This window comes from Paraglaciecola algarum (assembly GCF_021532655.1).
In the GTDB taxonomy this organism is placed as follows: Bacteria; Pseudomonadota; Gammaproteobacteria; order Enterobacterales; family Alteromonadaceae; genus Paraglaciecola; species Paraglaciecola algarum.
In genome coordinates this window covers 236,039-256,918 of record NZ_JAKGAS010000004.1, presented here as the reverse complement: position 1 = coordinate 256,918, position 20,880 = coordinate 236,039, and the positions used below count along the sequence as shown (strand labels likewise).

At 38.8% G+C, this 20,880-nt stretch carries 17 protein-coding genes; 11 read left to right on the top strand and 6 right to left on the bottom strand.

Annotation, left to right across the window (positions count from 1 at the left end; translation table 11 throughout):
* Positions 1-181 precede the first annotated feature (181 nt).
* The 4 genes from L0668_RS09445 (at position 182) to L0668_RS09430 (ending at position 6,157) form a co-directional block, all read left to right on the top strand.
* Positions 182-3,628 (top strand): TonB-dependent receptor, encoded by a 3,447-nt coding sequence (locus tag L0668_RS09445; protein WP_235312042.1) that lies wholly within the window; start codon positions 182-184, stop codon positions 3,626-3,628.
* A 99-nt stretch (positions 3,629-3,727) separates the two neighbouring features.
* Entirely contained in the window at positions 3,728-4,630 is a 903-nt protein-coding gene (locus tag L0668_RS09440; RefSeq protein WP_235312041.1) for a hypothetical protein, read from the top strand.
* 34 nt (positions 4,631-4,664) lie between these two features.
* Positions 4,665-5,906 (top strand): Ig-like domain-containing protein, encoded by a 1,242-nt coding sequence (locus L0668_RS09435; RefSeq protein ID WP_235312040.1) that lies wholly within the window; start codon positions 4,665-4,667, stop codon positions 5,904-5,906.
* Between the two features lie 47 nt (positions 5,907-5,953).
* Positions 5,954-6,157 carry a hypothetical protein gene (locus tag L0668_RS09430; protein ID WP_235312038.1) on the top strand — a complete coding sequence of 68 codons (204 nt, stop codon included), beginning with the start codon at positions 5,954-5,956 and terminating at the stop codon, positions 6,155-6,157.
* A gap of 89 nt (positions 6,158-6,246) precedes the next feature.
* Here the strand turns inward: L0668_RS09430 and L0668_RS09425 are convergent, their stop codons facing one another.
* Entirely contained in the window at positions 6,247-8,757 is a 2,511-nt protein-coding gene (locus L0668_RS09425; protein WP_235312036.1) for a M56 family metallopeptidase, read from the bottom strand.
* Entirely contained in the window at positions 8,750-9,127 is a 378-nt protein-coding gene (locus tag L0668_RS09420) for a BlaI/MecI/CopY family transcriptional regulator (protein WP_235312034.1), read from the bottom strand. The genes L0668_RS09425 and L0668_RS09420 overlap by 8 nt, the downstream gene beginning before the upstream one ends.
* Before the next feature lie 336 nt (positions 9,128-9,463).
* Here L0668_RS09420 and lepB point away from each other — a divergent pair, with 336 nt between their 5' ends.
* Positions 9,464-10,108 (top strand): signal peptidase I, encoded by a 645-nt coding sequence (lepB, locus tag L0668_RS09415; RefSeq protein ID WP_235312033.1) that lies wholly within the window; start codon positions 9,464-9,466, stop codon positions 10,106-10,108.
* Positions 10,109-10,181: 73 nt separating this feature from the next.
* Here the strand turns inward: lepB and L0668_RS09410 are convergent, their stop codons facing one another.
* Complete coding sequence (locus L0668_RS09410; RefSeq protein ID WP_235312031.1) at positions 10,182-11,024, bottom strand: DUF2797 domain-containing protein; 843 nt, start codon at positions 11,022-11,024, stop codon at positions 10,182-10,184.
* Between the two features lie 99 nt (positions 11,025-11,123).
* Between L0668_RS09410 and L0668_RS09405 the strand changes: the two genes are divergently transcribed.
* The 5 genes from L0668_RS09405 to L0668_RS09385 all read left to right on the top strand — a co-directional run bounded on the left by L0668_RS09405 (position 11,124) and on the right by L0668_RS09385 (position 16,682).
* Positions 11,124-12,116 (top strand): oxidoreductase family protein, encoded by a 993-nt coding sequence (locus L0668_RS09405; RefSeq protein ID WP_235312030.1) that lies wholly within the window; start codon positions 11,124-11,126, stop codon positions 12,114-12,116.
* Complete coding sequence (locus tag L0668_RS09400; protein WP_235312029.1) at positions 12,100-12,819, top strand: hypothetical protein; 720 nt, start codon at positions 12,100-12,102, stop codon at positions 12,817-12,819. The genes L0668_RS09405 and L0668_RS09400 overlap by 17 nt, the downstream gene beginning before the upstream one ends.
* A 105-nt stretch (positions 12,820-12,924) precedes the next feature.
* A complete protein-coding gene (locus L0668_RS09395) occupies positions 12,925-14,676 on the top strand; it encodes an ABC transporter transmembrane domain-containing protein (protein ID WP_235312028.1) in 1,752 nt (583 codons plus the stop codon).
* Between the two features lie 143 nt (positions 14,677-14,819).
* On the top strand, positions 14,820-15,338 hold the full coding sequence (gene def / locus L0668_RS09390; RefSeq protein ID WP_235312027.1) for a peptide deformylase: 519 nt from the start codon (positions 14,820-14,822) through the stop codon (positions 15,336-15,338).
* 126 nt (positions 15,339-15,464) lie between these two features.
* The gene (locus tag L0668_RS09385; RefSeq protein WP_370659893.1) at positions 15,465-16,682 is read left to right on the top strand and encodes a lytic murein transglycosylase; all 1,218 of its coding nucleotides are present in this window, start codon (positions 15,465-15,467) and stop codon (positions 16,680-16,682) included.
* A gap of 28 nt (positions 16,683-16,710) precedes the next feature.
* Here L0668_RS09385 and L0668_RS09380 read toward each other — a convergent pair whose 3' ends face one another.
* On the bottom strand, positions 16,711-17,913 hold the full coding sequence (locus tag L0668_RS09380) for an NnrS family protein (RefSeq protein ID WP_235312025.1): 1,203 nt from the start codon (positions 17,911-17,913) through the stop codon (positions 16,711-16,713).
* A gap of 71 nt (positions 17,914-17,984) precedes the next feature.
* Here L0668_RS09380 and L0668_RS09375 point away from each other — a divergent pair, with 71 nt between their 5' ends.
* Positions 17,985-18,476 (top strand): Rrf2 family transcriptional regulator, encoded by a 492-nt coding sequence (locus L0668_RS09375; RefSeq protein ID WP_235312024.1) that lies wholly within the window; start codon positions 17,985-17,987, stop codon positions 18,474-18,476.
* Positions 18,477-18,491: 15 nt separating this feature from the next.
* Here the strand turns inward: L0668_RS09375 and L0668_RS09370 are convergent, their stop codons facing one another.
* Complete coding sequence (locus L0668_RS09370; RefSeq protein WP_235312022.1) at positions 18,492-19,349, bottom strand: nitrate- and nitrite sensing domain-containing protein; 858 nt, start codon at positions 19,347-19,349, stop codon at positions 18,492-18,494.
* Positions 19,349-20,515 carry a methyl-accepting chemotaxis protein gene (locus L0668_RS09365; protein WP_235312020.1) on the bottom strand — a complete coding sequence of 389 codons (1,167 nt, stop codon included), beginning with the start codon at positions 20,513-20,515 and terminating at the stop codon, positions 19,349-19,351. Before L0668_RS09365 ends, L0668_RS09370 begins: the two co-directional genes overlap by 1 nt.
* Between the last annotated feature and the right edge of the window lie 365 nt (positions 20,516-20,880).

Genomic DNA, 20,880 nt, shown 5'->3' with positions numbered 1-20,880 from the left:
GTAAAATCTGGAGCAGTGTTGTTTAATTCAAAGGTAAATCTAAATGTATTTTGAGTACCCCCGCTTTTTTAAATGAAAATTAGTTCGATTCGGGTGGGATTGATCTTTATAAGCAAATAAATAAGTTGTTTTAAAGATTTCGCTTGAGATTAGTAATATTTAAACTTTGAGGAACGTCATTATGAAAGACAGAAAAAAAAGAATAAAATCAAAATGTAGTACATTAATACAAGTTGCGTCATTATTTCCCCTAACGCTTATGAGCGCAGCATTTGCTCAAGAAAAAGCGGATAATGGTAAAGATGGTGTAGAAATTATTGAAGTCACAGGCACTTATCAAGCCCTGTCCGATGCTGCTGCTATTAAGCGAAATGCAGCGCAAATTGTAGATGCTATTTCGGCAACTGATATTGGTAAATTACCAGACACAAATATTGCCGAAGCATTACAACGTATTACCGGTGTTACTATTAACCGTGATGATGTAGGTGACGGCACCGGATTCCAAATTCGTGGTTTTAGCGCCAACGCCTTAACCATCAATGGTAAAGGTGTGGTAACTGATGGTTTTGATCAACGTGAAAATAATTTGAATGCATTATCTTCATCGCTAGTTAAAGCGCTTGCAGTCAGTAAATCCCCAACAGCTGATCAAATTGAAGGTGGTTCAGGTGGTTCTGTAGAATTAGTGACCTTTTCACCGTTTGATTTTGAGGGACAAGAAATACGTGGCCGAGTTGAATTGAATGATTCTTCGTCGGATGCCGATATGGGCGGTAAGTTTGGCGGCTTTTATTCAAATCGAATCGAAATTGATAATAAATTTGGTGAGTTAGGCTACCTTATTAATCTAGAAACTGAGAAGAAAAACACAGTCTCCCAAGGCTTTTTTGGGCAATATCATGGTACAGGTTTTAGGAACCGTCAGCCTCTTAGATTACTCGAAAGTCAAGGTCATCCGGATGCTCCGGCCCACCCAGCACATGTTCCAAGACAGTTTGAAGTTAAAGATCAAGATTTTGAAGTTGAAACATCGACTATCAGTGGTGCGCTGCAATGGGCGCCTAGTGAGCGATTTAACCTTGAGCTAAAAGGCTCGTTAAGTAAACGCGAAGCTGCAGTAAACAACTCTCGTTTATGGTATGACTTTTTCCGGATGAATCCGATAGACTCGAAAGGTGAGCACGGTCTTGGCTGGTTGCCAGGGGCGACTTGGCATACGTTAACCCGTGATGCAGTTGATACTGAATATGATCCAGAATCGCTGGCAGATAACCTAACCGTTGGCGATTATACTTACGGTAACCTTTACACTAGCGGTCAGCCACTTGAGGGACAGGTTTCTCGCTCTATGTTAACCTCAGGCGTGTTCTTCCCTGACTCTACACGCCCTGCTAATAATTCACCGATTCGTTCTATGGCAAGACTAGATGGAAGTGAAAAAACCCAAACTAATATAAGCTTGGATTTTGATTGGTATATTACCGATGATTTTAGAATGGAGACTTCTTTTGCCATCTCTGATTCAGAAACTAACAACCAAGGACGTGAAATGCATCTCCATGTGGAGACTTTACATCCTGAAACAGGTGAGTGGCTTTACCCAAGCTTAGGTTACGACATCACAGAAGGTAATGATCTTCCGACTATCAAGCCAATGTGGTTACAAGCATTAGATGATGCTGACGGTAACACCATTAACGCTGAACCCATTCTAGGCTTTAATCCTGATTATTTCGATCCGGCACAACGTAATGATCTGAATCGTTTGGCGAGACTAAATCACGGAGAAAATCGTACCCGTGGTGAAAGTAAAGAATGGCGTATGGATTTTGATTGGGATGTAGACTTTGCTGGTATTACGCAAATTGAGTTTGGTCACCGTCATGATGAGCTGCATAACTTCAAAGATCGCTCCGATATGAAAACGCCTTATAAGCCTGGCTTTGTTGATCTTGATAACGATGGACTACCAGATGATGATGACGGCGATGGCATTCCTGATGAAGCTGACAGAGGAACCGTTTGGGTTAGCAGAACATTAACTTCATTGGTTGAAGATCCATTAATTGCCCCTGCTGAATCAGCTTACCCAGCTCCAACTTATGAACAGCTTGACGATTTCTTAACACTACGCACCGGTTTACAAGACCTTACTGGTGACTTCCCTCGTCAATATTATGTTGGTCCTGATAGCGCAGCAAAATGGGATGCCCTTATCAATGCTGTTTATGGCGGTCATGACGTTATTTATGAAGACCTACAAACAGAAAAAATGACCGAGAAAACCGACGCATTTTATCTGAAGATAAACTTCGAATACGAACTGGCTAATATGCCACTAACAGGTAACCTAGGTTTAAGGCATGTAAGAACAGAAGGTGAAGGTGAAACCTTCTTGGATCACTGTTATATACCTTGGCAGGTCGATGAAGAAAAATCAGCGGTAGTAAGAGGTGAACAGGTGGCTTGGGAGCAAGCGCGAACTGATTTTAATGACGGTGTAGGTGAAGATCCAGGTCCACTCGTTTACTCTTATGAAGATTCAGCATTGCTGGCGTTGAAGGAGGAACAACCATGGCGTCAATCAGTCTGTAGAAAACAACTTGAGTTAGGCGGCGACCGCGTCCCTACCATTTTCCAAGAGCCTTTCAATATTTCAGACACCTACCCAGCAAGAGCTGAATTAAGAACCGGAACGGGTCAGACATCTGGTAATGTTTTACACAAGGATTGGTTGTGGTCGGAATATGATTATAGCTTCAACTTGCCTAGTTTGAACTTATCCTTAGGTGTAACAGACGATATGGTGGTACGTTTTGCTGCTTATAAAACCATGGCCCGTCCTGGTGCGAATGATTTGAGTATGGACCCGGCCGGCAACCGCTTTGGTAACCCGAACTTAAGACCGTTTCAAACTCGCTCGATGGATTTCAGCTGGGAGTGGTATATATCGGAAACTGATAGTCTTTCGATTGCTTATTTCACTAAAGACTTGATTGATCAGAAGATTGAAGAAACACGTTTTGACCCGATTTCAGCGCAAATAATTAGACAACCTGTGAATGGTGGTGACGGTAAGGTAAACGGTATTGAAATTGGCGGTGTACATACCTTCGATTACTTACCTGAAGCATGGCAAGGTTTTGGTGTGCAGGCTAACTATACCTATGTAGACACCGAGCAAGGCATTCGACGAGATACCATTACCGGTGAAAAGCTGCCGATTCAGGGGCGCTCTGATAATACTTATAACCTTCAATTCTTCTATGAAAAAAATGCTTGGTCAGCGCGTATTGCCTACAACTGGAGAGAGCAGTATTTAGATGGTTTCCGAGGTGGTAATTGGGACTGGACTGCCGCATCACTTAATGAGGCACAAACTAACACTTTAGGTCAAAACGTTTATCAAAAATATACACCTGTTAGTGCAAGTGTATGGAGAGAAGATTATGCACAACTTGACTTCTCGTTAGGTTATAAATTCTCAGATAAGTTGGGGGTTCTATTTAAAGCTTCTAATTTGGGCAAAAAAGCGCAAAGAAGCTATGCATGGCATGAGAATGCAACGGTAAGACATAACTTAGCAGCGACTTTCTATCGTTTGAGTGTGAATTGGAAGCTATAAGCTAATTAACTCAAGTCCTTAAACATTGCTTATAGCAGCCCAGAGCCGCTGTAAGCAATGTAACCAAACCTTTCTAAAATTTAACTTTTGAGATGTTCCATGAAAAAAATAATGTGTATTGTATCTTGTATATTCGTTTGCTCAGCGGCTTTGGTCAATTCAGCCAAAGCCTTTGCTCAGGAAGGAGGCTGGGGTTATAAAAATAATAGGATTGCGGTAAGTGCTGATGGTAATGAACAACCTGACATGGAATATGTGGGCAAATACAGAACCGCCGATCCTGATGATTGGGGCGCCACACCCGCAGCATTAGCCATGCTCGCCAAACTTAAAAAACAGAGTAATTTAGTCCATTATTCTTATAACAACTTTATGCCTTCTCCGCCACACACTACTATTCGAAACTATATGCAAGAAGGGATAGACGGCTCCATTTCTCGTTGGGGTTTTAATAGAGATATTTTCTTTGATGTGGGTATTCATAAACAAAAAGCCGTAACACATTTAAAAAATGAAATTGCCAAATCAACAGCGGCTGACCCGTTGTACTTTATCAACATGGGACCATCAGAGTTTTTATATCAAGCAGTTAAATTAACCGTTGAACAAGGCCAAAAAGACGCGTTATCCCATGTTTATGTGATCTCTCACAGTAACTATAACGACAATCATTTAAGACGACCGGAACATAAAACCATAGATGATGTGCTTGCTTTTAGTAATAACAAAATCAATTTTAATCGAATTAAGGATCAAAACGATAGAAACAATCCAAACAAAGGTTGGAGTTCAGCGGGCAAAGTAAGCAAAGATTGGTCGGTTTGGGAATGGATGAAAGACCATAAAGATCCTGACGTTAACTGGTTATGGGAAAGTATGAAAAAACACAAACATAATAAACCAGATATTTCAGATGCAGGTATGGTGTTTTATTTACTGACAGGCGATGCAGATGGCAACCCTGAAAAGTTTAAACAATTTATTGGCACAAGCATTCAATAGTCGCCAACTTTAGAACTGACAATAGGAATCAATAATGAAAAAAATAATATCCCTTCTTTGGCTGTTTAGCATGTTAATCGCCTGCAATAGTCATACAAATATTACTACAATGCCCAAGCAAGACAGCATTGAGTTTGTTAATCCGCCGGCCTTTTTACGCATATATAAAGACGCATATCAGCATAGCTTTACCATTAAATATGAGGCCAAAGATGACCGCGACATTGCTTTAACCTTGATTAACCAATACGGCGCCACTATGGCGAATCAACTTAAATCAGTAAAATCGGGTACTGGGGAATTGACTTATACCTTTGCATTAGATTACTTATTAGACGAGTCAGAGAATTACCAAGTTAGGCTGGTTACTCGTCCTGCGGGAGCCTCATGGCATGAAAATATCATGTTTAAAAACATCGACTTAATTGCTAAACATGATGGTAAACCTATTGGAGTGTCTGGCATTACTCTGACTCCTAGCCAGTTTTCCCTTAAACCTAATACCACTCAATTTTTGAAACTTAATTTTACCCCTGCTTTTGTGAGCAATGAAGCAGTCACATGGCAATCTTCCAATCCACAAATAGCCCAAGTAACCGAACACGGGGTGGTTAAAGCTATCGCCGAAGGAACAGCGAGCATTTCCGCGACTACTGAGGACGGTAATTTAGTTGCTAGCTCACAAGTGTTGGTTAAAACTATTGCAGAAAAGGCAGTTAACTTTTTTGAAGAAAAAAATGGCTTACTCATAATGGAGGCAGAAAACTTGCCCTATCACGACGGAGGCTGGGAGCTAAGAGAAGACATTAGAGCGACAGGTGGCTTTTATATAGTTTGGAACGACACAAATCACTATCATCACAATACTGAAGGTAGGTTTGAGACTCAATTTAAAATTAATACTCCCGGCACATATGAAGTGCGAATGTATACACGACAAGCTGAAGGTTACGAAGGTGATAAAGGTAACGATGTCTTCCTAGGTTTCTACGGACAACATGATGTTGGTCCCAATGATAAGCCGTTGCCTGACTATTATAAATACGTTAATCGATCTACTGAAGTGTTCGGATTTGGCGGTATGTCTTCTGAATTAGCCGATGGCTTAAGTGGAGTGGTCAGGTTAAAAATCGATAAACCTGGGGTATATTCAATGCAACTTGCGGCACGTTCAAAAGGTTTTGAAATTGATCGCTTTATTATCTTTAACAGCGAAAAGTATTCTCATAAAGAAGTTGCGGACCGGTCTTTATTTGAAAGTCCAATACTTGATTAAACTGCAGCATGTAGATATTTTTTTGAAAGTATATTTACTTAAGATACTTGAGCCCAAGAACTTGGAATGAAGAATACGCTCAAATTGATTTTAGTGTGGAGTATGATTTTTTACCTGGCTTAGGCATGTTATTGAAAGTGACCAATGTGGGTGAAGAGGTTAATCGTTCTTATACCGTCATTCCTGAAGCAACGTTCAATCATAATTTAGCTGCATCATTTTATCGTTTAAGTGTAAATTGGAAGCTCTAATGTATTCTTAAGTTACTAAGCTTGGTATTTGAAAGCCCGCTTTGTGTAATAACTAAGCGGGCTTTTTTATGCTCAATCGTTTTTGGGTATTACCTAGAGGCTATTTCTAATATTTCAGATTGGTATTTTTGTTGTTGAATATTTCTTAGGGTTTTAGTTATTTGGCTTTTGGTTTTTTCGATAAAATTCGCCCAAAACTGTTTTTCATGTTTATTTTTCCATTGTTCGGCTTTAATACCTTTGTTCTTACTAAAATCACTTTGTACTTCAATTAAAGTTTCGCCATACATCAATAATTCTTTGCTTTTAGGATGCATTACGACTACTTCAACTACCCCTTTAACATTGTGGGTGTATTGACAAAAAGAGTATGAATGAGCAATTGTTGAAAGGTGTGGATTAGATTGGCATTTTTCTAGTTTATTATGTTTGATTCTTTTAAGTCTAATTTGAGCCACCAAAGTAGAGTCTATGATGTCTTGATATTCGTCATTGTTGAGTTGTTTGTTATCTGCTATTCGTTCTACAAAATGGCTTTGTTGGCCCAGTTCAGGTAGATAATCAGAAGTCAGGGTTTTCCATGTTTTAAAACGGGATGATATTTCAATGTCATCCATTTTAATTGGTGCATACACTATATATCCAAAGTCTTGAAGCTCTACCATTGGCACGCTAAGTAATTTGGCAAATAACTTATCAGATAATTTGGATAATTGCGGCTTTGGTGTCTCAAGGGGAGGCCTTGCTATGATGTCATCACATTGTTGTTCTTTTGCTGACACCACAAAAGCTTCGAACCGTTTGTTACGTTTCAAGCTTCTAGGTACTTTAGGCTTTGCGGCAATTCGATAGGATTTATTTGCTTGTACATTAACCGTAAAGTTTACTTCATCTGCTTGCCCTCCGCCGATAAAGTTAGATTTTTTGCAGTAGCTTTGTGTACAAACGGCAAAACCTCTAAATGAATGCAAACCTGGTTTAAGGTTTAGTGAGATAAACCCACCTAAACTTGGAAACCCACCTATATTAGCAAATCTAATACGTTTACCATTGTGTTCTTGTATGGTGATTGCGTAGTCGCCAGAAGGGACATAACTATTACTAATGAAGCGACCACAATTGTCCGTTTCTGGCGTAGGGTTTAGGTTAGCTAATGTAGCTGAAACCTTAGGCTGGGTTGGAGAAAATGACGCTAGTTGGGCAGAACTAGTTTCTACTTTTTGTATACTACTGCCAGTGTTAATGGTCTTCTCTTTCGACTTTGAACCCTGTGTTTGGTGTGATATTTTATCCTCTATATAGTTAGCTGCAGCACTCACACTGTTAGTTATTTTTTCTTCTTCTACCTTTGAACTAGTTACCGTTTTTTCGTTACTTACTTTAACTATATTTGTGTCTAACGGAGCTTGTTGTTTTTCTGGTTTAGTGACTTGCTTTATATTGAGTGTTTTTGGCATAGCCTGTTTAATTGGTTTTTCAATAAGAGTCGTTTTTTTCGAATCGGTATTATTGTTTGCAATAGTCGGTATATTTTTTACGGGTGTTTTGGACTCAACTAACACGACTTCGTTTTCTGGTTTGTTTTCGAATGTATTTAAGTTATTGGTTGCACTCACATTTAAACTTAACGCTAGTAATACTGCACAACATAATGAAATGAATTTCTCCATAGAAACATTTAATTTTTGTGAGTGTGAGAATAACCTCTTTACTCTCGCTAATAATAAGTATTCACTTTTTGACGCGGCCATAATCGCTTGATTTTTTAGTGACTCTGCCGCTATTTGGCTTAACCCATTTGCATAAACAAACGAGCTTTTACATGCTTTAACTGCTATATCGTCACAGGCATTTTCTCGTTCAATATCTACTCTTTTACTTATCGCTAAAACAAAAGGATTAAAGAAAAACAATACTTTAAGTAATGACTGAAATATATTCACTAAATAATCGTGACGTTTTATATGTGCCAATTCATGTAAAACTATGGCTTCAATTTGTTCATCGGGTAGCTGACAGATTAAACCTAATGGTAAAAGTACTATAGGGTTAATATGCCCAATTACGCATGGGGTTTGGATTTTTGCCGACTGAACAAAGCTAATGTGTTTACAAATGCCTAGTTTTGATTTCAACTCATTTAATCTTATAGTCCAACTTTGCGAAAGGTTATGCGTAGAATTGCGTTTTAGGTCTTGTATTGCCAATAAATCCATGACAAACCTGACGCCTTGAATGGCAAACCCGAGATACCAAATTAGTACTATATTGTTGAGCCAAGGGTTGAGAGTTTGAAAAGTGACAGTCCAAAAACTTTGAGTAACATCAGTGTTTCCTGATAAATTAAGGGTATTAAATATTGCACTGGTTTGAATGATATCTCGATAACAGATTAAAAAAGTTTTGACGCTAATAATGGCACAACAAATCATGGCGAAAATTGATAACCAATAGCGTGTTTCTGGGCGAGAGCGTTTATTTAGCATTAGCGAAAAACTTAATAAGCCTAACACGAACAAACTTTGCCAAAATGAATGAATAATTGTCCAGCCTAATGCGTATATGATTTGGTTATCAAATATGAAGGTAAATCTATCCATGATCTTGGTCCTCGAGGTTTTTAAGAAATGTTTTAATTTGGCTTAATTCATCTTGATTAACTTTATGTTTGCCAATTAGTTGCATCATCATCTGGCTTGTTGAACCACCAAAGGTATTATCTATAAACTTACTCAGTAAACCTTCTTTAGTGCTAGATTCCTGAATAATGGGAAAATAAATATGACTCTTTCCCTCTTTTCGCCGATCCAATAGTCCTTTCTCTGTCATGACTTGCATCGTTTTTAATGTAGTGGTGTAACCTACTTTTCTTTGAGTGTTTAGCTGTGAATTTACCGTTTGGGTTGTCGCTTCTTGCAATGCCCAAAGAATGTTCAGTATTTCTAACTCTGCTGGAGTGGGGGTAATCATTCTTTTTCCTTAACTACGATAACTGTCGTAATAAATATGTACGATAGCTCTCGTATTTGCAAGATATAGTAGGTAAATATTTTTATTTTTTTACGAGGGGAGAAAGCATGGTCGTTTTGATGAAAGGAAACCCTTTTTAAATCAATGTGTTAGTTATCATTGGTCGACGGTTAATTTCCAATACTGGGATTATTACTTTTGTCAGTATCAAGACAATTCAGCTATCAGCGAAAATTGTTACAACTGCTTACATCCTAATTGGAAACTTTTGATTTGGCTATTTGTCTTACTGGAACTCATATTCAGAGTGACATCAACTTGAAGGGATTAATTAAAATGACTCAAAAATTACATACACTATTCAAAGAAAACTGGGGATTTTTGTTATTTGTTGTGATTTTATTCGCATCGCGCAGCAGTTTTGCTGATTGGTACATAGTGCCAACAGGATCGATGCAGCCGACTATTGTTGAAGGTGACCGGATATTTGTGGATAAAATGGCATATCGCTTAGAAGTACCTTTTACTGATATTGAAATAATGCAAACCGGTCAACCGGCTCGAGGTGACATAGTCGTGTTTAATTCTAAACAAGCAGATACTCGGTTAGTTAAACGTTTGATTGGCGTGCCTGGTGATAGAGTTGAAATGCGTAATAATCGTTTAGTTATAAACGGGGAAGCCTCACAGTATCAACTTGAGGTTAATAGCCATAAAGGTATTGAAACCTTAAATGGTGTGGAACATTTAGTGCAGTTTGTGCCGGTAGCAGAGGCATTTGATAACTTTGACGAGGTCACTGTGCCAGACGGACATTATTTGGTTTTAGGTGATAATCGAAACAATAGTTCTGACTCTCGATATATTGGTTTTGTACCTGCCATCGAAATTCAGGGGAAAGCCACTAAAGTTTTGGTGTCACTAGATCCTGAAAACTACTATTTACCGCGTTCTGAAAGAACGTTAAAGCCACTGATTTAGTGGCTTTACAGGCTAGAGGTTTTTATAGACGAGTTGTTTTGTAGAATAGTTGCATAAATAATAGGCAGAGTTTTTATTGTTCCGTCTGAATGGATAATTCATAACCCGAATATTTACGCATGTTTATCACGCGGTCTCCATCTAACATTAGATATTGGCCTTTAATACCGAGTAAAGTGCCGCTAAATTCACCTTCTTTATCTAGGTTAATGGATTTTACTTTTTCTGGATATTGCTGCACTGGATAGTGAATATCAATAGCTGGAGTGTCGGTAATATCTATGGCTTGAAATCCGTATTCTTCGATAATTTCGTCTAAGTCGCCCTCAACCTGTTCTAATAACGATTCTTTTAGAGCTTGTAGGTCTGCTTGTTCAGGCTGGCTTTTTAACATAGTGCGCCAATTGGTTTTGTCTGCAATAAAGGATTTAAATGCTGTTTCAACTAAACCACTGGTTAGACGATTTTGCACGCGCATAATGGCAATGGCTTGTGTGGCGCCTTGATCTAACCAGCGACTCGATACGCCATCAGTGACATGGCGGGTAATACCTACCTTGATGGTGCCAGTATTGGCCAGATACACAAAGTGGTCTGACAAACAGTTGGCTTCGCCCCATGCTGGTTCGCGGCAAGTGCCAGCATCGTAATGACACAATTCAGGTTTAATGATGCAGGTATCACACTGAGCTAACTTCATTAAACAGCGATAACAGTATCCTTGATTAAAACTCTTTTTGGTGACTGCCGCACAATGAACACAGTGGATTTTGCCCGTGTGTTGCATGGAGATTTGTTGGCCAATGAGTTCATTCATATTTAGGCGCTCTTCACCAACCGGTAATTGATATTGAGCTAAATTATCTACATCGGTGCTCACAGACATTTTACGAATGTTGCCTTGGTAACTAGTCATGGTTAATGGCCTTATAAGAATACTTTAAACGGCCAGCATGCTACTGATAGAATAGAGGATGTTCAATAGTTACTTTTCACATCTAAGGTTAACTGGCCAATGGCTTTGCCCGACACTTTGCAAAAAGATATTCAAGATTTGTTAAAAGACTCTCAAGTGAAAAAACTGGCAACTGTTCAATCATTGTGGAGTGGTTATGGTGAAATTGCTCGATATTTTAGTCCCCGATTGAACACTAACTTAATAGTCAAATACGTTAACCCACCTGAAAATATTAATCACCCACGTGGTTGGAATACGGATATTAGTCATCAAAGAAAGATTAAGTCTTATCAAGTAGAAGCTAAGTTTTATCAGGATTACGCACCACTATGTGATGACCATTGTAGGGTTGGGCAACTGGCCGCTGTCAAAGGCAATCAGAATCCAATCATAATATTAGAGGACTTAGACCAAGCAGGGTTTGCTCAACGCTACACCCAGGTTAATTTACCTCAGCTTAAGCACACTATTAAATGGTTAGCTTATTTTCACGCTAGGTTTTTATTAAATAGTGCAAAGGGTTTGTGGTCAGTGGGCACTTACTGGCATTTAACTACTAGGCAAGATGAATGGGAGGTGATGGTTGATGGAGAACTAAAAGAGGCAGCCACTAAAATTGATCAGGTTTTGAATCAAGCTGAATACCAAACTTTAGTTCATGGTGATGCAAAGTTAGCTAATTTTTGTTTCCCTACAAATGTATCCGATTATTCTGTTGCTGCTGTGGACTTCCAATATGTAGGTTGTGGAGTCGGGGTGAAAGACTTAGCCTACTTATTAGGTGGCTGTTTAACTAGTGATCAATTATTTGAACATGCTCCCGCATTAGTAGAACACTATTTTTCGCAACTCAAGCAAGCAATATCTGAATATCAATTACCACTAGATATTGCACAATTAGAACAAGAATGGCGTACTTTATATTCTGTAGCCTGGGCTGACTTTCATCGATTTTTACTAGGCTGGAGTCCGAGCCACTTTAAGATTAATCACTATATGCAATTTCAAACAGACAAGGCATTAGAACAAATTAATGACAAACCCAACTAATAATCAGGTGTCTTTAACTGACAATATCAAAAGAGCGTTAAAAGCTAATTTTATACCGGGTGTGTTTTTACAAGTATTCGCCTTAATGATTGCCTTGAGTTATTTCTTTTGGCCAGCCTCGCAAAGTGTGTTTACTTTTTTTGCTGATCTTAAAGACACAAACGGTGCGCTTTATGCCATAGTTTCCACCGCTTTATTTGGCGGCGTGATACCGTTTTTATATTTGTATCTTAATGGAAAAATAGCATTTTCTGCGAGTAAACAATTCTTGTTTTATGTGTTTATTTGGGCATTGTTAGGCTGGATAGTAAACGAGTTTTACCTGTTTCAATCCTACCTGTTTGGTGATGGAAATGACTGGCTGACCATAATCAAAAAAGCCGCTTTTGATCAGTTTGTGTTTAGTGCCATATTAACCTGCCCTTGGTTAACACTAGTTTATTTGTGGAAAGATCAAAGATTTAGTTGGGCTCGCACTCGGCCTTTATTAGGCGAATTGGTTAAGGTTCAAATTCCTACTACTGTGCTGACAAATTGGTTGATTTGGATCCCTGCAGTTTGTTTAATTTATACCATGCCGCCCAATTTACAAATTCCATTATTTAACTTAGTGCTTTGCTTCTTTGTGTTAATTTTCGCTATTTTACAAAGTGAACCTGAAGTTGCTACTAGCACGCAGAAAACAAAGGAAATAGATAAGTAACCGAAACATTTAGATACTTTTCTAAATGTAACTTAGCTCGTTATTTTGATTTTTGTCCCCATATTATCAACACATAAACAGAGTCACCCAGCATAGAGAAATGTAGTGCAGACTGAAAAAACCAGTACCCTGATGAAATGGCTGTTTAGTCAACTCAAGCCATACAAGAGTAAAGTCTTAATTGCTATGTTTGCTTTGGTGATAAGTGCGAGCTGCTGGTTATTGTTAGGCCAAGGAATTAAAGCTGCTATAGACCAAGGTTTTATTGCCAATAATAGTGACGTATTGAACCAAATGATCTTGTTGGTGTTGGCTATTTCATTGATAGGTAGTGTGGCTACTTATTTTAGGTTTTATTGGATGATTTGGTTAGGTGAACGAGTCAGTGCCGACATTAGACAGAAAGTATATGCTCACTTACTTACCTTGTCTCCGGCGTTTTTTGCTAAGACTCGCACTGGCGAAGTCATTTCTCGGTTTACCTCGGATACCACTCTTTTACAATCAGTAGTGGGCATGGGGTTGTCTATGGCTTTGCGCTCCAGTGTGACATTTATTGGTGCTTTAGTCTTGATGTTGTTTTCTAGCCCATTGCTTACTTTATATGTGTTAATTGCTGTGCCAATTGTATTGTTACCGATTCGAATTTTTGGGGCTAAGGTCAGAATTTTTTCAAAAAATAGTCAAGATCGCGTGGCCGATATGGGCGCCTATGTAGATGAAACCTTACATGAAATTCATACTGTACAGGCCTATTCGCACCAATCATTAGATATCAATAATTTTGCCCAGCGCATAGAAAGTGTTATGGGCGCAGCACACAATCGAATTAAATATCGCGCTTTGCTGGTGGCCTGCATTATTGCCATAAGTGTGACTGCCATGACAATAGTAGCCTGGCTAGGTGCACAGCTAGTATTAAATAATGAGTTAAGTGCCGGTGAGTTAACCGCCTTTATGTTTTATGCGGTGATGGCTGGTGGCTCGGTTGCCACTATTAGTGAAGTGATTGGAGAAGTGCAAAAAGCGGCTGGTGCCAGCGAACGTTTGATGGAGCTACTAATGACCAAAAGTAGTATTGAGTCTCCTGTTACACCAATATCTTTAGCTAGTAAAAAGGTACAAGGCCAGATTACCTTATCTCAAGTGGGATTCGCTTACCCAGAGGCGACAGAGTTTCCAGTACTTAAAGGCCTAGATTTAACCATTAAAAGTGGAGAGCGTATCGCCCTAGTGGGGCCAAGTGGCGCAGGTAAATCAACTTTGTTTCAATTGTTGCTGCGTTTTTATGATATTAGCCAAGGTAAAATTGAGTTAGATGGTATTAACCTCAACGAATTTGATGTGTCTGATTTACGTAACCAATTTGCTTTGGTGCCACAAGAGTCGGTGATTTTTGCTACTAGCGTGAAAGAAAATATTGCCTACGGCAGGCCACAAGCGAGCCAAGAGGATATTAATACAGCAGCAAAATCAGCTCGCGCCTATGACTTTATTCAGGAGTTACCTCAAGGTTATGACACTAATTTAGGTGAGCGGGGTGTACGTTTATCTGGCGGTCAAAAGCAACGTATTGCCATTGCTCGTGCCATTTTAGCTGACAGACCTATATTGTTGTTAGACGAGGCGACTAGTTCGTTAGATGCTGCCAACGAACAACATGTAAAGTTAGCTTTAGAGGAATTGATGACAGGTAAAACCACCTTGATCATTGCCCATAGGTTAGCCACAGTGATCAACGCCGACAGAATAATAGTGATGGACAAAGGCCAAATAGTCGCCACTGGCACTCATAAAGAATTGCTTAAAACGAATACCCTGTATCGTGAATTTGCTGAATTGCAGTTAGTCAATTAACAGCTAAAAGAATTTCAGCCAGCAAGGACACCGAGAGCATTGAGAATTGCGAAGGAAATCAATCTTAAACTTTGTATTCTATGTGGTCTCCTTTTCCTCTGTGGTGAGATATTTTTAGTCATTAGATAATATGAGAATGATTTATGAAAATAGCCCAAGTAGGTGAAGACATTTTAAAAACACCCGCGTTACCGGTGGAAAAATATGTCTTTGCACAAATCGAATTTCAGGACTTTTTAGATGAGTTGCTCAGATGTATGTTAGATGCAAACGGCATCGGTATCGCCGCACCCCAAGTGTTTGATCCTCGTGCGATTATGATTATTGCCTCTAAATCTAACCCTAGATATCCCGATGCTCCAGATATGAAGCCCGAAATATTAATCAATCCAAGCATAACTGATCATAGTGCCGATACCTGCTGGCACTGGGAAGGATGTTTATCTGTCCCCGGATTGCGGGGAAACATTGAAAGGAATAATTGGGTTGAGGTGGATTATTTAAATCGCAAAGGACAGTCTAAACATGTGCGTTATGAAGGATTTTTAGCGCGTATCTTTTTACATGAGTTTGACCATCTAATTGGTAAAACTTGGTTAGACCGAGTAGCTGATCCAAGTCATATTATGGCCAATGATGTTTGGATGGAAAAATTTGTATAATGAGTTGCTGCCAATTAGGCGCGAGTCAGTTAGCATGTTAAGTCAACGGTCTTTAATCTGATTAATTTTTAGGTAACTATCTTGTTTCAATTTTCTTTAGGTAAGTCGGTGTTAACCGCATTGGGTATAGGCTTAAGTTTAAGCTCCTTTTCTTTATTTGCTAACGATACTGAGTTATCACTAAGTGATGAGTTCCCTCAATGTGTTGCTCGGTTGCAAACCCAAGCTTTAGCTGCAGGTGTCTCTCAAGCCACTTCAACTGATATTTTAGGTAAAGTACAGCCTTTAGAAACCATATTAAAGTACGACCGCAATCAACCTGAGTTTGTACAAACTTTTACAGGTTATTTTTCAAAACGTGTAACTGACTGGCGAGTTAATAAAGGCCGCGAAAAACTAAGATTACATAAAGAATTTTTACAACAGCTGACTAATAAGTATGGTGTGCCTGCTCATTACCTGATTGCTTTTTGGGGCCTGGAAACAAACTTTGGCTCTTATAAAGGTAAAATACCCACCATCCGAGCCTTAACTACCCTAGCGTGTGATAAGCGCAGAAGCGCGTATTTTTCTGGTGAGCTAGTTCAAGCTCTTTTATTGCTAGAGCGTGAAGGCTTAACTGAAAAAGATATGATAGGTTCATGGGCTGGAGCCATGGGACATACTCAGTTTATGCCGACGGCTTATATGAAATATGCCAGAGATGGCGACGGTGATGGTAAAGTTGATTTATGGAATAACGAAAAAGATGCCTTAGCGTCAGCGGCTAATTTTTTACAAAATCTTGGCTGGAAAGCTGGCTATCGTTGGGGCCGTGAAGTTGTGCTCCCCGAAAATTTTGATTACCAGCTTGCTGGCAAGTCGCAAGCTCAAAGCTTGCCTTTTTGGCATGATAAAGGCTTAACAAAAGTAAATGGCCAGTTAGTGGGTAAAGCCGATTTAACCGCTGCTCTATTGATCCCTGCAGGTCATACTGGTTCTGCCTTTTTAGTTTACCCAAACTTTGACGTGATATTACGGTGGAACAATTCTGAATATTATGGCATTGCCGTAGGACATTTAGCCGATAGAATTAGTGGTCAAAAAGATTTGTCTAAACCTTTACCTGCTTTACCCAAATACACAGTAGATGAGATGAAAGACTTCCAAGATAAACTTAACCAACTTGGTTTTGATGTAGGTGTGGCAGACGGTATTTTAGGCCCTGCAACCCGCAAAGGGGTGCGAGCATTTCAATTGTCTGTGGGGTTAATTGCTGACGGTTATCCATCAAAAGAGACGGTAGATGCAGCTAAAAATGTAATCTTTCCAGAGGCGGTGAAAGAAGCTGCATCTGCTGAGTAATTTTGTTTATCAATTTATATTAGTTAATTCATCCTGGCCTGCCATCAGGTCGGGGCGACGTTAATATTCTCCAATAAAATATTAAATAAATAACATAAGCAGTTATCCAAAAAATCGCTGCAATAATATAAATGTTTAGGTCTATGGAGGTTTGTAGTGGTTGTGCTGTAAGCCTAGTGATCCCCGCTAAAATAATAAGCCCAAATGAATACTTAATCGCCCAATGTGGTGTGAGTGGGCGGCCTGTATGCCCTAGCGTAATTCTTGCGAGCATGGCTAAAATAAGTGAACTGATAGCACCAGCAGTTAAACCATGAAGTGCGCTAGATAAAGCAACATTTAGTCCCCAATAATGCATAGCAAACAATACAAAACTAATAGGGATAAACCAGTATGCAAGGTGTAATGACCAAACCAGTGGCGTGTTAATAGTAACTTGTGGACGCCAACGAATGGCTCTAAATCCATGCACTAAAGCCGCTGCTATAAATATTGATACCATTAATAGTTTAGGCAGTTTTGCGGGTAAATTTGCTAAATAAATAAGCGTAATTAGTAACGTAGAGCCTATGACTAAGGTTTCTAACCAAGCCAAATTGGGGACTTTTTGAGTTTGTGTACCATTGGCGGTAAACATGGGTACAATTCTTCCGGTAATAACAGTCATGATTAAAGTGATAATGGCAACAGATGCATACATGCCCCATACGTAAAAGCTGGGATCGGCCAGAAGCACCGATAAATGAGTTAAGCCGTTAGCACAAGCTAGTAACAATAAAATAGGCACAAATATTAGATTTCGGTATTGTTTTACCTTTAGCACTAGTTGGGCCATTAGTGCTGCGGCTAACACTAGGAACAATATGTCGATTAAAGCGGTTAGCCATAATAGCGGTAATAGGTTACTGACTATTAAAAGTCTTGCGGTCAGCCATAGGCTAAACAGTGCTATTAATGGCTTTCCATGTGTGGCTCTTAAGCCTGTCCAGTTTTGCACTGCGGTTAATAAAAAACCAACTAGGATAGCCCCCACAAATCCAAACATCATCTCGTGGCCATGCCAATAGAACATACCGCCATATGGGGTGAAACTGAGATTTCCTGACAAAAATAATGCCCAAATACTCATACAAATAATGGCAAATAAACTGCCAATTAAAAACATTGGCCGAAAGGCCTGGCGCCAAATCGCTGGGATTTTTTGTTCTATTCTAGGATCTGTAATATTCATTTCAGACAGTCACTTTTTTTGTAAATAATTAAAGTACATTTTAAATGTATGTTTTATAAGGTGCATATTAAATGTATCATATATGCGTGTCAATTGTACTTCCCCTTAAATACGATATAAGAGAACAAAACATGCAACTCACCCGTTATACAGATTACGGATTACGTACCTTGATTTATTTAGCTCTATTGCCCCAAGGGCGATTAGCAAGTATTGATGAAATCAGTGGGATTTATGATATTTCTAGGAATAACCTAAATAAAATTGTGCATCAGTTAGGTAAAGCAAACATTATTCATACCAAAAGAGGTAAGGGGGGCGGTTTCTATTTAAGTTTGCCCCCAGAGCAGGTCAATATTGGTGAAATAATTGAGTTACTAGAAAATACCTTACAGCTAGTTGAGTGTAAAACTCCTCCTTGTAAAATTTTCCCGAGCTGCAAATTAAAAGGTATTTTGGCTGAGGCGTCGCAAGCTTTTATAAATAGTTTAAAAACTTATAATTTGAGTGATTTGATCCATGATGAGCGTGATTCCCTAGTGCAAATATTGGACATTTCTTAATTTACTTTGATGGAACTAATATGACTTTTTCACTTGTTGCTTTAATGCCTGTAATTCATTATCTAGTAATCGGTTTATTCCGTTCATTGCTTTACTTGCCGCTTCAAAATAGGTTTCTGGCGCAATGGTGACTTTATTCACTTCTAATAATTCAGTGTGTAATAAAGCTAAGAAATACTGACAGGACTCTTGGGCAATCTTAAGAATTTGATTGTGTTCGGGGTGGCTAAAACGTTTATCAGCAAAATGTTTAAAAACCGTTTGTGATAATTGATTAATTTTAGTTTCTAAATAACCTAGTTTCACTTTATCCACTTGAGTACTTGTGCCTTTGGCTGCAATGGCTACACCAATTGCACGAGATTGGCCGATAAACTCAGCGGCAAAAGGTAAAGTTTGCCACAAGGTTTTACTGCTATTTGCATCAGCAAAAAAAGTTGAACTAATATTTTGTTGTTCGGCAATATCTTCAAATAAATACAACAAATTGGTAATTAAGTTGGTATGTTGCTGAAAACTTTCTTCTAGAGTTAATTTTGTGGCTTGTTTTGATAACCTTCCCCAATGATCTTGATAACCCACCCAGCGGTCTTGTTGTTTGATTAACTTTTGAGTGTTTAATTGTTCAATAATAGGATGGATGGTTTGTACTATTTGCGTTAGTTCGCTTTGAGTTTCGGTTTTACCTTGTAAAAAGGATGCGCACATTCCTCTGTGTTTTTGGGTCATAGCAATGATTTTTTTGACTTTGAAAACTTGCTCCACTGCTGCTTGTTGATTAAGCCAGTGTTGTTTTCTCTTCCAAGTAATGTAGATAATAGTGACGACTGATATTGTGGCAATGATAGCTGCGCCTAATAGAGTTTCCTTCATCAGATTACGTCCTTTTTAGTACTAGTCACATTTTTAAGATGGTCTGCTAGTTGAGTTGTTTGTTTCGAAATTTCTGCATTTTCTTCAGCTACTTCAACAACTTCCGTCAAGTGTTTGGATATTTCTCGAGTCGCAACACTTTGTTGTTCTGTATTCGTTGAGACAATTTCAATTTGTTGTTGTACGTGATCAGATTCAGTAAATATGTCTTTGAGTATATCGCCTGCTCCTTGGGCTTGTTGCTCACAGTTTTGTGACAGTTCAACCACTTTTGACATACTCAGGTTAACATTGGCACTTTTGCTCCTAACATTTTCAATACTACTGATGATGTTAGTGGCTGTACTTTTGCTCACCCCTGCTAAATTACGAACTTCGTCTGCAACCACCGCAAATCCTCTACCCATTTCTCCCGCTCTAGCGGCTTCGATAGAAGCGTTTAGCGCTAATAAGTTGGTTTGTTCGGCAATTTTTTCTATGGATCCGGTAAGAGTTAATACTTCTTCAGTGTTGCTGTTTAAATCTTGGATAGCTGAAAGCGTGTCTGTGGCTTCTTGTTTTACACGTTTAACTTCTTCGATTAGCTTTGATAACTGTTCGCTTCCTGAGCTTGCATGTTGACTGGTGTGGGTGGCCGCTTCTTTTACCGTATTTATTTTTTCGACTACTTCGTTCAAAGAGTAACTCATTTCTTCAATTGCAGCGGCGCTTAGATGAGTGGATTCGGACTGTTTTTCGACATTTTGTGAAACTGCCAAAGCTGACTCGGTCACTTGTTCAGATGAATATCGTATTTCAGAGAGTTGTTCAGTTAATTTAATTTTGTCTCGGTTTTGTTCTTTTAAAAGGTGAGCCAATTTACGATTTAGTTCATTAAAAAATAAGCTGTTAGAACTATTATCATGTTTACTCTTTGTTATTTTGTCGGCAGATGACACCAGTTGTTCAGACTGTTCTAGCTCTTGTTTTAAACATAAATTTAGGGCGAATAGTACCCAAATAACCAGCAATGCAATGCTTGCTTTAAGCGCCTCTGAACTAATGAATTGATTGGAGATCAAACAGATAATTGATATGAGGCACAATGCCCAAAGGATTGTTAGGCCAATGCGTAAGCCTAGTTGATTAATTAAGATTCTAATGGGAAAAGTAATCAGTTTAGTCATTACTATATCTTTATTTTTTCGGTAAAATTTTTACTGTGTTAAAACAGTAGCAAATTCTGAGCCAGCCATTTTAGTGCAGCAAAGCTTATTATTTGGTCTAAATTTTTCTAGTTCTGCACACAAATGGTGATTTTGAGTGTTTTTGCCCTAAAAAAGAGCTGTTGTTTGAAATGCAACTCAACTAAATAAGCAGCTTAATTTACACCCAGTTTTTCCCGCATACGTTGCCTATCTAGTTCTACCTTATTTACATACTAGTTATTACTTAAGCATGTCCTTTCCAAGGCGCCAATACGAATTTCATCATGCCGTAGGCATCCCACCAATAGGTTTTTTTTGAAAGGAAGGTCGATAATAACAAGCAA